The sequence below is a fragment of the Streptomyces sp. NPDC013455 genome (assembly GCF_040632975.1).
Classification (GTDB): Bacteria; Actinomycetota; Actinomycetes; order Streptomycetales; family Streptomycetaceae; genus Streptomyces.
Genome location: NZ_JBEYCX010000003.1, coordinates 394232 through 407486 on the forward strand (window position 1 = coordinate 394232; position 13255 = coordinate 407486).

A 13255-nucleotide genomic window follows, 5' to 3' on the forward strand; every position below is an offset into this window, starting at 1 on the left:
TCAGCCGCCGGTGAGCGTCGTGGGCCGGCGCACGGCGTCTTCCCCGCTGCTTCCGCCGCCTCCGCCGCTGTCATCGCCTTCGTCGCTCCCGGGGGACGGCGCCTGCGCGAACGGACGGGCTTTGCCGGTGGTCTGGGGGCCGGCGGCGGCGCGGGCGGTCCGGTGGGCGCGCTCCACGGCCTGGCCCCAGTAGGTGCCGGCCACCATCAGGGCCGCGCCCAGGGCGGTGAGCGGCGTGAGGTGTTCGCCGCCGAGGGCGATGCCCACCGCCGCGGCCCAGACGGGCTCGGTGCCGAGCAGCAGGCTGGCCCGGCTCGCGGAGGTGCGCTGCACCGCCCAGGTCTGGGCGAGGAAGGCGAACACGCTGCTGAAAAGGGCGAGATAGACCAGCTGGGCCCAGGTCGCCGCGTCGGCACGGGCCAGTGCGGGGAGGTCGCGGGCGGCGGGGAGGAGGAACAGCGCCGTGCCGACCAGGGTCTGCACCGTCGTCAGGTGCAGCGGGCGGATCGCCCGGCCCGCGGTGAGCCGCCCGACGAGGGCGACGTGTGCCGCCCGCACGCCGGCCGCGGCGAGCATGAGCAGGTCGCCGAGGCGCGGCGCGTGGAAGCCGTTGCCGGACATGAGCAGACCGACGGCCAGGACGCAGACGCCGGCCGCGGCGAGGAAGGCGGGTGGCGGGCCGCCCTGCCGGCCGGTCCGGTCCAGGAGCGGGGTGAGCACGATGGTGAGGCTGATGATCAGCCCCGCGTTGGCGGCCGTGGTGTGGGCGACGCCGTACGTCTCCACGACCAGGACCGCGGCCTGGGTGACCCCGAGCGGCAGCCCCGCGCGGACTTCGGCCCGGGTCCAGCCGCGCGGTCCGCCGTGGGCCGCGACGAGGGCCAGGCAGGGCAGCGCGGAGAGCGCGTAGCGCGCGAACAGCACGAGGAGGACGGGCAGGGCGGCCGCGGCCGTCTGGGCGGAGAGGTAGCTGGAACCCCAGACGAGCGCGACGAGAAGGAGTACCGCGTCGGTACGGCGGGCGTCGGTCACCCGCCCACGGTGCACTGCCGACGTGTCTGAAGCCCAGCACCACCTTCTTAAACGATCTTTTAGCGGTGCTACATCGTCGGCCTAGACTGACCCGATGGACGAACGGCAGCTGAGGATCCTGCGGGAGCTGGGCGAGCTGGGCAGTGTCACCGCGGTCGCCGAGGCGCTGCTGGTGACGCCGTCGGCGATCTCGCAGCAGTTGCGGCTGCTCCAGCGCTCCGTCCCCGTGCCGCTCACCGAACGGCTCGGGCGGCGCTTGGTCCTCACCGACGCCGGGCAGGCGTTGGCGGACGCGGCGGTGGAGGTGGAGTCGGCGCTGGCCCGGGCCCGGCACGCGGTCGAGGCGTTCGTCGGCAGGCCGGGCGGCGAGGTGTCGGTGGCGGCGTTCCACAGCGCGGGCGCGGCCTTCTTCCCGTTGCTGCTGCGCGGCCTCGCCGGGCCGGACGCGCCGACGGTGTCGCTCGCCGACGAGGACGTGCCGCAGGAGGACTTCCCCCGGCTGACCCGCGGCTACGACCTGGTCCTCGCCCACCGCCTGGACCACGCCCCGCCCTGGCCGCGGACGGTGACCGTGACGACCCTGCTGCGCGAGCCGCTCGACGTGGCGATGCCGGCCGGGCACCCGCTCGCGGCCAGGCGGCGGGTGACACCGCGTGATGTCGCCGACCAGCCGTGGATCACCGTGCACGACGGGTTCCCGGTGATGGCCACCATCGAGGCCATCGCCGCGGCGGCCGGCCGGCGGCTCCGTCTGGCCCACCGCATCAACGAGTTCGCGGTGGTGGCCGAGGCGGTCGCCGCGGGGGGCGGCATCGCGCTGATGCCGCGCTGGACCATGCGCCCGCACCCGGCTCTGGTCCTCCGCCCGCTCAGCGGCGTCCAGGCAACCCGCCACATCGACGTGCTCTGCCGGCCCGAGCGCACGGCCCGCGCCGCCGTCCGCACCGTCCTCGCCGAACTGCGCACCGCGGCGCGCACGATCCGCGGCAGGGACACCGGGGCACCGGCATCCGCCCCGCCCGGCCGGACGGCCCCCGGGCCCCGCCCCACCGGCTGACGTGCCCACGCCCCGCACGCCGGGGCGCGGGGTGCGGCCGGCGACGGCCGGCGGGGCGCCGGTGGCCGGCCCGGGCGCCCGTGCGGGCCGCCGGCCGGTGCGGTCGTCAGAACGGATACCAGCGGACCGTCTCGTCACCCTCCCGGAGGGACCGCACCCGGCGTTCGAACTCGGCCAGCGCCTGGGGGTTGGCGGGCGCGTGCTGGGCGACCCAGGCACAGCTGGCCGTCTCTCGGGCGCCGCGCAGGACGGTGCAGCCCTCCCACTCGCGTACGTCCCAGCCGTAGGACTCGGTGAAGGAGTCGTAGACGGCGGCGGGCAGGCCGTAGCGGTCGCGGGAGAGGGCCATGACCACCAGGTCGTGCTCGCGCAGGTCGGCGGAGAAGGTCTCCAGGTCGACCAGGACCGGGCCGTCGGGGCCGACGTGCACGTTGCGGGGCAGCGCGTCCCCGTGGATCGGCCCCGGTGCCAGCCGCGGCGCCAGCGCGGCCGCGGCCGTCGCGAAGCCGTCCCGGCGAGCCCGCAGATAGGCCGCGTCCTCGGGGTCGATCGCGTCCCCCGCGAGCCGCAGCCAGCGCTCCACACCGCCCAGCAGCTCACGGGGCGGCAATGCGAAGGGCGGCGCGGGAAGCGCGTGCACGATCCGCAGCAGCCCGGCGAGATCCCGGGGCTCGGCCGGCCGTACCGGCTCGGGCAGCCGGTGCCACACCGTCACCGGGTGTCCCTCGACCAGCAGCGGCTTGAGCTCGGCCGCCCGCACGGCGGGGACGCCGGCCTCCTCCAGCCAGCCGGCGATGTCCAGCTCGCGCCGGGCGCGTCCCAGCAGCTCGGCGTCCCGGCCGACCTTGACCACCAGGTCGCCGGCCGCGAAGACGGCGTTCTCGCCGAGAGCGAGGAGCCGCGCGTCCCGCGCCGAACCGGGCAGCACCCGCGCCGCGGCCAGTACGTCCCGCGCCCGTGCCTCGTCCATCGTCCGCCTCCGTGTCGTTCGTCCGGTGCCGTTCGTCCTCGTCCGGGTGCCGGTCACCCGGTGCCGCACAACCGGTGCCGTACGTCCGGTGCCGTTCGTCCGGTGCCGTTCGTCCGGTGCCGTCCGTCCAGCGCCGTCGGTCCGGGCCACACGTCCGGGCCGCGCGCCCGGTGCCGTGGGTCCGGGCCGCGCGTCCGGGCCGTGCGCCTCTGCCGTGCGTCCCGTGCCGTGCGTGTGCGGTCCGCGGACAGTCTCGCATTCGCACAGGTCGGGGCCTTGTGCGCGGTACCTTGACGCGGTCCGCGCCCTTCACGACCATGGACACGCCAACCAGACCTGGCAAAGGGGCTGATTCCGTGGCATCCGTGGCCGAGGCACGACGGCCGGCCGGACGCGTCTCCGGTCGCGGCGCCTGGTTCCTGGTCCTGCCCGCCCTGATCCCGATCCTCCTGCTCAGCGCCGGCCCGCTGCTGTACGGCATCCTGCTGGCGTTCACCGACGCGCAGTCCGGCCGGACGGCGGCCACCCGGTGGATCGGCGCCCTGAACTTCCGCGACCTGCTGCACGACACGCTGTTCTGGGAGTCGTTCCGGATCGGGCTGGTGTGGGCGGCCGGTGTCACCGTGCCCCAGTTCCTGCTGTCGCTCGGCCTGGCCCTCCTGCTCGACCAGCGGTTACGGCTGCGCTGGCTCGCCCGCGCGCTCGCGATCGTCCCGTGGGCCATGCCGGAGGTCGTCGTCGGCATCATGTGGCGCCTGGTCTACAACCCGGACGCCGGCGTCCTCAACGAGACCCTGCGCGACCTGGGCCTGGGCGGGGGCCGGGACTGGCTGAGCGGCCTGGCCACCGCCCTGCCCGCCGTCATCGTCGTCGGCGTCTGGGCGGGGATGCCGCAGACCACCGTCGCCCTGCTCGCCGGCCTGCAGAACACCCCGCGCGAACTGCACGAGGCGGCCGCCGTGGACGGCGCCGGCGCCTGGCGCCGGTTCCGCACGGTCACCTGGCCCGCCCTCAGACCGGTGGCCCTGGCGATCACCGCCCTCAACCTGATCTGGAACGTCAACTCCTTCGCCCTGGTGTACGTGCTGACCAGCGGCGGGCCCGGCGGCAGGACCCGGCTGCCCATGCTGTTCGCGTACGAGGAGGCGTTCCGCTACGGCCAGTTCGGCTACGCGGCGGCCATGGGCTGCGTGCTGGTCGCGGTGGTCTCGGTCCTGCTCGCGGTGTTCCTGGCCGGCCGGCTGCGGGGCGGTGAGGACGCGTGAGGACCCGCCCCGCGGCCCGTGCCGGCCAGTACGCCGCCCTGCTGGCCTATCTCGCCTTCCTGTCCTTCCCGCTGCTGTGGCTGCTGTCCACCGCGCTCAAGGCGCCGCGTGAGCTCGGCAGTCCGCACCCCGCCTGGATCCCGCGCCGGCCCACCCTGGCCAACGTCCGGCAGGCCTTCGCGGAGCAGCCCCTGGCGCACGCCGCCGTCAACTCGCTGCTGGTGGCGCTGGTGACCGCCGTCGTCGCCGTGACGATCGCCACCCCGATGGCCTACGTCATGGCCCGGCACCGCACCCGGCTGGCCCGCGCCGCCATCGGGTGGGTGGTGGTCAGCCAGGCGTTCCCGTTCGTGCTGGTGATCATCCCGCTGTTCCTGGTGCTGAAGAACCTGCGGCTGATCGACTCCCTGGCCGGTCTGGTGCTGGTGTACGTGGTGTGGGCGCTGCCGTTCGCGCTGTGGATGCTCGCCGGGCATGTCCGGGCGGTGCCCGCCGAGCTGGAGGAGGCAGCCGCCGTCGACGGAGCCGGGCGCCTGAGGACGCTCGTGTCGGTGACGGCACCGCTGCTCGCCCCCGGCATCGCGGCGACGGCCCTGTTCGCGTTCGTCACCGCGTGGAACGAGTTCTTCTTCGCGCTGGTGCTGCTCAAGAGCCCGGACAAACAGACCCTCCCGGTCGTCCTCACCCACTTCATCGGCGCGGAGGGCGTGGCCGACCTCGGCCCGCTGGCCGCCGCCGCGTTCCTCGCCACCCTCCCCTCCGTGGCCCTTTTCGCCCTCGTCCAGCGGCGGATCACCAGCGGCCTGCTCGCCGGGGCGGTGAAGAACTGATGCGCGTCCTGGCCAAGGCACTCGTGGTCCTCCTGCTCCTCGCAGGCTGCTCGGCACCGGGCCACCGCGGCGGCCCGGTCGTCCTGCGCTTCCAGTCCCTGGCCTGGCAGCGGGAGTCCGTCGCCGCCACCAGGGAGCTGGTCCGGCAGTGGAACGCGACCCACCCGGACGTCCGCGTCGAGTACGTGCAGGGCAGCTGGGACAGCGTGCACGACCAGCTGCTCACCGCCTTCGAGGGCGGGGAGGCTCCGGACGTCGTCCACGACGCGTCCGACGACCTCGCCGACTTCGCCTACGGCGGTTACCTCGCCGACCTGGGCGCACTCCTGCCGCCCCGGCTGAGATCGGACATCCCGCGCGGCAGCTGGGACACGGTCACGTTCGGGCGCGGTGTGTACGGTGTGCCGTTCCTCCAGGAGCCCCGGGTGCTGATCGCGAACTCCGACCGGCTGCGGGCGGCGAAGGTGCGCCGGCCGACGCCCGGACACCCCTGGAGCTGGCCGGAGTTCCGCCAGGCGGCCAAGCGGCTCGGCGGGCCCGGCGGGTACGGCGTGGCCTGGCCGCTGAAGGAGCCCGTCTCCGCCACGCTCAACCTCTCGCTGTCGGCGGGCGGACGGCTCTTCCACCGGGGCGCGGACGGCAAGGTGACCGTGCGCTTCACCGACGGCGACGCGGTCGTGCCCCGCACCGTCCACGACCAGATCGCCACCGACCGCAGCGTGCCCGCCTCGACCCTCGGCAGCGGCGGCTCGGACACCCTGCCCGGCTTCTTCGGCGGCCGGTACGCGATGGTCCCGCTCGGCTTCTCCTACCGCCAGCAGATCGTGCAGCAGGCCCCGGAAGGCTTCCGCTGGGAGGTGCTGCCGGCCCCGGCGGGCGCCGACGGGCTCACCCAGGGCGTCAGCCCGCAGACCCTGTCCGTCTCCGCCGACTGCCCGCACAAGAAAGAGGCGGTCGCGTTCATCGACTTCCTGCTCCGGCCGCCGCACATGGTCCGCCTCGCCCTCGGCGACTGGATGCTGCCCACCGGCACCCGGGCCCTGCGGGACCCCGCCCTGCACACCGACCGGTACGGCTGGGCCACCGGCACCGCCCTGGCCGCCCACCTCCGGCCCGCGCCCGCCCAGTCCGTGCGCGGCTACCCGGAGTGGAAGGACAAGGTGGCCACTCCGGCGTTCCAGGAGTACTACAGCGGCTCCATCGGCCTCCGGCAGCTGCGGGAACGCCTGGAGCGGGACGGCAACCTGGTCCTGGCCCGCTACCAGCGCTGACCGGGGCGCGCGCCGGCTGGGGGCGATCCGGGCGGAGACGGCCGGGGAGGGCGGCACCCGGCGGGCGGCCGGCCTCGTCGAGGCCGAACCGCCCGCCGGGACCGGCCGTGGGCGGCCGTCAGAGGTAGGCCGTGGTGTCGAGCCGGGCCTTGTAGATCACGGCCCCCTCCCGGGCCCGGGGCACCCCGCTCACGTTGAAGTGGACGTACTTCGTGCCGAAGGCGTTGCCGCCCGCCACCGCACCCGTCCACATCTGCTCGCCGGAGGAGTGGTGCACGTACGACTTGACCAGCCTGCGGGTGTGCAGGGTCGTCCGCTTCATCGTCGCCTTGTCGACCGCGTAGACGCCGTTGGTGTCGGTCACCAGGAGCCGGCCCGGGTGCTGGTGGTCCGGCTGGAGGTCGTGCGGGTGGTGGAAGCCGGTGAGCCGGCGGTCGGTGTCCTCCACCAGCCGGGCCGAACTCGCCGTCGTCACGATCCGGTAGGCCCTCAGCACCGAGCCGCCCGCCGCCCACATCCGCTCCAGTCGCGGGTCCCACAGCAGACCGTGCGCCTGCGGGAAGGGGATCGGGGCGCCCGCGCGGACCAGTGAGCCGCTGTGGCCGTCCGTCGGCCGGAACACGTGCAGGCTGCCGCCCTTGGCCTCGCCGCCGCCCGGTCCCTTGCTGCGGCCCGCGACCACGACCACGCCGGTGCCCCGGGCCCGTTCGATGGCGTGCGGGTAGTTGGGGATGTTCGCGGACCACAGCAGCTTCTTGTCCCGGCGCCGGTAGATGCTCGCCGTCCCGCTGTTCGGGGTGCCGGTCACGGCGAGCAGGACCTGCCCGTCACCGCTCGTGTCGCGGAACCGGTGCTCCAGCGGAGCGCCCGAACCCACCGGATTGAGCTGCCACTTGATGTTGGCGTCGGTGAAGGGCCGGTTGCGGCCGAAGAGGAAGATCCGCCCCGAGACCACGTCTCCGACGAGCACGTCGAACGCGGGCGGCGCCGCCGTGCCCGCCGCGTCCGCGCCCTCGCCCGCCGCGTCCGCGCCCACCGCCCGCTGGGCCGCCGCCCGCTCACCCGCCGCGTGCGCCGGCGCCGCGCTCAGCAGCCCGGCGGCCGGCACGGCCAGCGCGCCCCGCAGCAGATTCCGTCTGTCCATCTGTTTCCTCCCCCGTGTCGAACGTGTCCGTCCGGACATCGAGAGCGCGGACGGGGCCTGCCGGTTCCCTCCGGATCCGGCAGACCCCGTGTCAACGGGCGGAATCAGACAGTCAGCCGCTCGCCCCGGTCCGGCACCGGCGCCGTGCCCGCCTCCGGCGCCTCGTCGTGCGTGAGGTCCGGCAGCCGGTGCAGCCACCTCGGCAGGTACCAGTTGCGCTCGCCGAGCAGCGCCATCACCGCCGGGAGCAGCACCCCGCGGATCACCGTGGCGTCGATGAGGACCGCGGCGGCCAGGCCCACACCCATCTGCTTCATGGACTGCATCGACAGGGTGCCGAAGATGGCGAACACGGCGACCATGATGACCGCGGCGCTGGTGACGACCCCGGCCGTGGTGACCACGCCGTGCCGGATCGCGTCCTTGGTCGTACGGCCGCGCATCCGGGCCTCGCGGATCCGGGAGACCACGAACACGTGGTAGTCCATGGACAGCCCGAACAGGATCACGAAGAGGAACAGCGGCAGCCAGGTGACGACCGCGCCGACGCCCTCCGCGCCCACCAGCGAGGCCCCCCAGCCGTGCTGGAAGACGGCGACGAGGATGCCGTACGCGGCGGCCACCGACAGCAGGTTGAGCACGATCGACGTGATCGCGACGGTCAGCGAGCGGAACGACAGCAGCATCAGCAGGAAGGCGAAGACGACCACGAACACGAAGACCGGGACGACCGAGCCCATCAACTGGTCGTTGAAGTCGTGGTTGCCCGCGACCTGACCGGTCACCGGCGCCTGCACCCCGGCGACCTTCCCGAGCGTGGCGGGCCGCACCTCGTCACGCAGCTTCTCCAGGCTCCTCGTCGCCTGGTCCATGTCGGACCCGCCGACCAGCGGTACAGAGACCAGGGCGACGTTCTGGGCGTCGTACAGCTTGACGTCGACCGGGCCGCGCGAAGCGCCCGAGGCGATCGCCCGCTGCCTGAAGCCGGCCAGCGCCTGCCGCACCTCGGGGGCGTTGATGTCCCTGGCCTTGACGACGACCTGGGCCGGCTCGCTGCCGCCCGGGAAGGCGTCGTTGACGCGGTTGTACGTCTGCACCATGGGCAGCGAGTCGCCGAACTCCTGGTCCAGCGTGAGCTGCTGGGTCTTCATGCCGAGCGCCGGCGCGGCGACCGCGAGCAGCGCACCGCCCGCGACGACGGCCGAGACCAGCGGCCGGGCCAGCACGCCCCGCAGCACGGCCGACCAGAACCGGCTGTCCCCGTTCCCGTTGCGCCGGCGGCGGCCAAGGAACGGGATGCGGCCCTTCTCGACCCGCCGGCCGAGCAGGGAGAGCAGCGCGGGCAGCACGGTCACCGACCCGACCATGGCGACCGCCACCACCATCAGCGAGGCCAGGCCCATCGCCTCGAACTCGGCGAGCCCGGTGAACAGCATGCCCGCCATCGCCACGCACACCGTGACACCGGAGACGATGACCGCCCGGCCGCTGGTCGCGGCGGCGATCCGCAGCGCGGTGTCCGCGTCCCGGCCGGCCTCCCGCTCCTCGCGTTCACGGCGCAGGTAGAACAGGCAGTAGTCGACGCCGACGGCCATACCGACCAGCAGCATCACGGAGTTGGCGGTGTCGCTCATCGGCTGGAGATGGCTGACCAGGCCCATCAGGCCCATCGTCGCCATGATCGCGGTGATCGCGAGGGCCACCGGCAGCAGCGCGGCCACCAGCGCGCCGAACGCGATCAGCAGGATGCCGAGGGCCACCGGCACCGCCGAGTACTCGGCCTGCCGGAAGTCGTCGCCGAAGGCGTCCGCGTACTGCTTCTGCATGCTGGCGCCGCCGATCTCCTCGATCCGCACGGCGTCGTGCTCCTCCTGCACCCCGGCGACGGCCTCCAGTACCGGCTCGATCCGGTCGGCGGACGTCTCGGCGTCACCGCGCAGGTCGAACCGGACCAGCGCGCTGCGGCCGTCGCGCGACACGGTGTGCGTGTCGTACGGCGAGGTCACGCCGGTGACCTCGCCCGTGCCCTGCACCGCCTCCACGACGTCGGCGACGGCCGCCCGGAACGCGCCGTCGGTGGCCTTCACCGAGCCGTCCTTCGCCTGGATCAGGACGGTCTCCGAGGCCGGCTCCTCGATCCCGGCGTCGTCGATGATTGTGGCGGCGGTGTGCGTCTCGCCCTTGAGCTGGTCGCTCTGGTCGACGTCGACCCGGCCCGCCGCCGAGCCGAGCCCCATCGCCAGGACGACGAACAGCACCCATATGCCGACGGCCGCCCAGCGGTGCCGGGCGCTCCAGCCGCCGGCACGGGCGGCCAGCCCCCGTGTCCGCACCTGTGTGTTCCCCATGACGGGTCTGCCCCCCTCGTGTGCGGTGCCGGCCACCTGCCGTCACCTCCGCGCTCTCGTCATCGACGGTATGGGCCGGATAAAGGCAACTCGTCGTACTGGCCGGTGAAGTGCGCGGCGCACGGATCACCGCCGGGGAGGACGGCGGCCCCTTACATCTACCGCCGGTTCTCGGGGGCACGGCTCAGGGTCGCGCGGCCTCGCCGACCACGTCACCGGCGTAAGTCCGGGTAGGGCGCGGTCCGACGTGTGTGCGAGGCTCTCGGCATGCGCTACATCATCATCGGGGCCGGAGCGGTCGGCGGCACCGTCGGCGGCCGGCTGGCCCAGGCCGGGCGCGAGGTCGTCCTGGTCGCCCGCGGCCGGCACCTGGCCGCCCTCCGCGAGCACGGGCTGCGGCTGCGCGTTCCCGACGGCGAGTCGACGCACCGGCTGCCCGCCGTGGACGGACCCGGACCGCTCGGCGAGCTGCGCGCCGACGACGTCCTCGTCCTCGCCGTGAAGACCCAGGACACCGTGGCCGCGCTGGAGACCTGGGCCGACGTCCCCGTCGCCGGCGGCGGTACGGCGGCCGGACTCCTGCCGCTGGTCTGCCTCCAGAACGGCGTCGAGAGCAACCGGCTCGCACTGCGCCGCTTCCGGCACGTGTACGGCGTCTGCGTCTGGCTGCCCTCCACCTTCGTGGAACCCGGTGTCGTCTCCGCCGCCGGCACCCCGCTCACCGGCGTCCTCCACCTCGGCCGCACCCCGCACGGCACCGACGACACCGCCCGCCGGATCGCCGCCGACCTCGCGGACGCCCGCTTCGAGGCGCCGGTCGTGCCCGACGTCGCGCGCTGGCAGTACGCCAAGCTGCTCGACAACCTCGGCAACGCCCTCGAAGCGGTCGGCGGACCCGTGGCGAGCGAGGAGGCCCAGGCCCTGCTCGCGCGCGTCCGCGCCGAAGGGGAGGCCGTGCTGGACGCCGCCGGCATTCCCTGGGCGAGCGTGGCGGAACAGCGGGCGGCGCGCGGCGACAAGGTCACCCTCGTCCCGCTCGACGGCACCCCGCGCGGCGGCGGCTCCTCCTGGCAGTCCCTCGTCCGGGGCACCGGCACCATCGAGGCGGACTACCTCAACGGCGAGATCGTCCTGCTCGGCCGGCTGCACGGGGTGGCGACCCCGCTGAACGACCTGCTGCGACGCCTCGCCAACCGGTTCGCGCGGGAACGCCGGGCGGCCGGCTCGCTGCCGGTCGCCGACCTGGTCCGGCTCGCCGACGAGGCCGTACGGCACGGTGGTTGAGCCCTCGCGGCAGCGCGGAAGGAAAGTGGCCGATAAACGCCCCTGTGCGAGACCGGGCGCACCCCGCGTGTGACACGGCGGCACCGACCGGCGCAGAGAGAAGAGCCACCGCGGTCCGACGCCACAGGGGAGCGCCGGACCGCGGCGGCCTTTACCACACACTCGCCCCCGGCACCACGCCTCACCGAACCACGCGACAAATCCGCGAGGTTGTCCCTAGGGTGAAGCGCGCTGAAGGCCCGAGGGGAACGGACGGATGAGTGTGACCGGCAGACCATCACCGTCATCGCCGCAGTACCGCGACGACGGAGTGACCCGGCGCCCGAGCGCCTCCGCGCACCTCGACGACGACTCGGCCCCGTACGCCGGCCGGGTCCTCACCGGCGACCGGCGAAACGCCCTCCGACGGAACGACGGTATCGGCGTCGTCGCCCGATCCCGCCACGCGCGCGTGGCCGTCCGCCGCCGCGAGGGCCTCGACCGCCGGCTCGCCCGCCTCCGGACGGCCGCCCCCTTCGCCTTCCCCGGCGGACTCCGGGGGCTGGTCAACGGACACCGTTCACTCGGATGGGTGGCGATTTTCGGCCCTCTCGGCGCCGGTGCGACCGCCGCCGCGAACGGCCGGCCACGGAACGGTTCCCGTGCGACCACCACATCGACACCAGCCCTCCGGACAGGGCCGTACAAGTCATCGACACGCCGACGTGGACCATCGGTAACGTCAGCGGCCCCAGCAACTTCGGCGCGTACGGGACGCTCTTCCCGGGCGGGCGGCAGGGGCCTGGACCCCACGGCGGCCCGGACGTCCGGGGCGGCCCCGCACCCGCGGGGTCGGACCGCCCGCGCCGAAGCCCCAACCCCCAGCCATCCGTCGGCTCCTCCGGCCAGGACGTGAGCCGTCGGCCCGAAAGCTAGGACAGGCCATGAGCACCTACAACTTCGGACACGTCAGCGGTCCGGCCGACTTCGGCGACCACCACCACGTCCAGAACCACCACACCCCGGACCTGGCGACCCTCATGCAGCTCGCGGACCGGCTCACCGAGGCCCTGCAGGCCGAGTACCCGCACCTCGTACGGCAGGGCGAGATCATCCAGGCCCAGTTCGAGGAGTCCGCCGAGGACGGTCTGCCGCCGAACCGGGGCCGGATCCGCTCCGCGCTGGAGGCGGTCGCCATCGGCGCGGCGGCCGGCACCGGCAGCCTCGTCTTCACCCAGCAGCTCACCAACGCCCTCGGCCTGTGACCGGCCGGGGCCCCGCCGCCACGGGGTCCCGGTGCCACGGGGCCGCCCCCGGCCGTCAGGCGCCCAGCGCGGCCAGTACCGGCCTGCGGGCCGCGTCGTACCGCTCCAGCAGCACCCGGGCCACCTCCGGTGCCGGGCCCAGCACGTCGGCCAGGACGTCCGCCCCGGCCGCGCCGCGCGCGATGCGGTCCGGCAGGAAGCCGGGGGCCAGGACGTACGGCGCCACGGCGACCCGCTCGCAGCCGAGCCGCCGCAGCTCGCGCACCGCGTCCTCGGTGCGCGGAAGGGATGCGGAGGCGAACGCAGGCCGCACGGCGCACCAACCGGTGTGCCACCACTCCCGCGCGATGTCGGCGATCACTGCGATCGCCTCCGGGTCGGAGGACCCCGCCGAGGCCAGCACGACTCCGGTCGAGGACTTGTCGGCGGGCGTCAACCCCGCCTCGTACAGGCGCCGTTCCAGCGCGGACAGCAGCAGCGGGGACGGGCCGAGCACGTCCGCCCGCCGGATCCGCAGCCGGGCCGGCGCCTCCCGCAGCACGGCCGGGATGTCGGCCTTGGCGTGGAACGCGCGGGTGAGCAGCAGCGGCAGGGCGACGACGTCCCGCACGCCCTCCGCCGCCAGCGACTCCAGCACCCCGCTCACCGAGGGGACGTTGAAGTCCAGGAAGCCGGTCTCCACGCGCAGCCCCGGCCGCAGCGACCGTACCCGCTCCACGAGGGCGTGCACGGTCGCGGCGTGCCGCGGGTCACGGCTGCCGTGGGCGACGACCACGAGGACGGGGCGGACCGGCTTGCTGTGCACGGGAC

11 protein-coding genes are annotated in these 13255 nt (G+C 74.5%); 6 read left to right on the forward strand and 5 right to left on the reverse strand.

Annotation, left to right across the window (positions count from 1 at the left end; translation table 11 throughout):
- Positions 1–1032, reverse strand: a complete 1032-nt coding sequence (locus tag ABZ576_RS08180) for a DMT family transporter (protein ID WP_360737355.1) — start codon at positions 1030–1032, stop codon at positions 1–3.
- Between the two features lie 94 nt (positions 1033–1126).
- Between ABZ576_RS08180 and ABZ576_RS08185 the strand changes: the two genes are divergently transcribed.
- Positions 1127–2089: a LysR family transcriptional regulator gene (locus ABZ576_RS08185; protein ID WP_360737358.1), complete on the forward strand. Its 963-nt coding sequence runs from the start codon at positions 1127–1129 to the stop codon at positions 2087–2089.
- Positions 2090–2195: 106 nt separating this feature from the next.
- On the opposite strand, the gene ABZ576_RS08190 is transcribed toward ABZ576_RS08185, so the two are convergent.
- On the reverse strand, positions 2196–3059 hold the full coding sequence (locus tag ABZ576_RS08190; protein WP_360737360.1) for an aminoglycoside phosphotransferase family protein: 864 nt from the start codon (positions 3057–3059) through the stop codon (positions 2196–2198).
- A gap of 317 nt (positions 3060–3376) precedes the next feature.
- Between ABZ576_RS08190 and ABZ576_RS08195 the strand changes: the two genes are divergently transcribed.
- From ABZ576_RS08195 to ABZ576_RS08205, 3 genes are read left to right on the forward strand one after another with little or no spacing between them, the layout of a single operon-like run.
- Positions 3377–4324: a sugar ABC transporter permease gene (locus ABZ576_RS08195; RefSeq protein WP_360737363.1), complete on the forward strand. Its 948-nt coding sequence runs from the start codon at positions 3377–3379 to the stop codon at positions 4322–4324.
- Complete coding sequence (locus ABZ576_RS08200; protein WP_360737366.1) at positions 4321–5154, forward strand: carbohydrate ABC transporter permease; 834 nt, start codon at positions 4321–4323, stop codon at positions 5152–5154. Before ABZ576_RS08195 ends, ABZ576_RS08200 begins: the two co-directional genes overlap by 4 nt.
- Positions 5154–6425, forward strand: a complete 1272-nt coding sequence (locus ABZ576_RS08205) for an extracellular solute-binding protein (RefSeq protein ID WP_360737369.1) — start codon at positions 5154–5156, stop codon at positions 6423–6425. The genes ABZ576_RS08200 and ABZ576_RS08205 overlap by 1 nt, the downstream gene beginning before the upstream one ends.
- Before the next feature lie 118 nt (positions 6426–6543).
- Here ABZ576_RS08205 and ABZ576_RS08210 read toward each other — a convergent pair whose 3' ends face one another.
- Both ABZ576_RS08210 and ABZ576_RS08215 read right to left on the reverse strand, forming a co-directional pair.
- Positions 6544–7569, reverse strand: coding sequence for a hypothetical protein (locus ABZ576_RS08210; protein WP_360737371.1), 1026 nt, complete (start codon positions 7567–7569; stop codon positions 6544–6546).
- Positions 7570–7673: 104 nt separating this feature from the next.
- Entirely contained in the window at positions 7674–9917 is a 2244-nt protein-coding gene (locus tag ABZ576_RS08215) for an MMPL family transporter (RefSeq protein WP_360737373.1), read from the reverse strand.
- Between the two features lie 267 nt (positions 9918–10184).
- Here ABZ576_RS08215 and ABZ576_RS08220 point away from each other — a divergent pair, with 267 nt between their 5' ends.
- A complete protein-coding gene (locus ABZ576_RS08220) occupies positions 10185–11201 on the forward strand; it encodes a 2-dehydropantoate 2-reductase N-terminal domain-containing protein (RefSeq protein ID WP_360737375.1) in 1017 nt (338 codons plus the stop codon).
- A gap of 923 nt (positions 11202–12124) precedes the next feature.
- The gene (locus ABZ576_RS08225) at positions 12125–12445 is read left to right on the forward strand and encodes a hypothetical protein (RefSeq protein WP_360737378.1); all 321 of its coding nucleotides are present in this window, start codon (positions 12125–12127) and stop codon (positions 12443–12445) included.
- A 55-nt stretch (positions 12446–12500) separates the two neighbouring features.
- Here the strand turns inward: ABZ576_RS08225 and ABZ576_RS08230 are convergent, their stop codons facing one another.
- Entirely contained in the window at positions 12501–13250 is a 750-nt protein-coding gene (locus ABZ576_RS08230; protein ID WP_360737381.1) for a sirohydrochlorin chelatase, read from the reverse strand.
- Between the last annotated feature and the right edge of the window lie 5 nt (positions 13251–13255).

Bases quoted from the DNA above. Each gene is read 5' to 3' on its own strand.
- ABZ576_RS08210 (WP_360737371.1), bottom strand. From the start codon at position 7,569: ATGGACAGACGGAATCTGCTGCGGGGCGCGCTGGCCGTGCCGGCCGCC.
- ABZ576_RS08195 (WP_360737363.1), top strand. From the start codon at position 3,377: ATGGACACGCCAACCAGACCTGGCAAAGGGGCTGATTCCGTGGCATCC.
- ABZ576_RS08205 (WP_360737369.1), top strand. From the start codon at position 5,154: ATGCGCGTCCTGGCCAAGGCACTCGTGGTCCTCCTGCTCCTCGCAGGC.
- ABZ576_RS08220 (WP_360737375.1), top strand. From the start codon at position 10,185: ATGCGCTACATCATCATCGGGGCCGGAGCGGTCGGCGGCACCGTCGGC.
- ABZ576_RS08190 (WP_360737360.1), bottom strand. From the start codon at position 3,059: ATGGACGAGGCACGGGCGCGGGACGTACTGGCCGCGGCGCGGGTGCTG.
- ABZ576_RS08215 (WP_360737373.1), bottom strand. From the start codon at position 9,917: ATGGGGAACACACAGGTGCGGACACGGGGGCTGGCCGCCCGTGCCGGC.
- ABZ576_RS08225 (WP_360737378.1), top strand. From the start codon at position 12,125: ATGAGCACCTACAACTTCGGACACGTCAGCGGTCCGGCCGACTTCGGC.
- ABZ576_RS08185 (WP_360737358.1), top strand. From the start codon at position 1,127: ATGGACGAACGGCAGCTGAGGATCCTGCGGGAGCTGGGCGAGCTGGGC.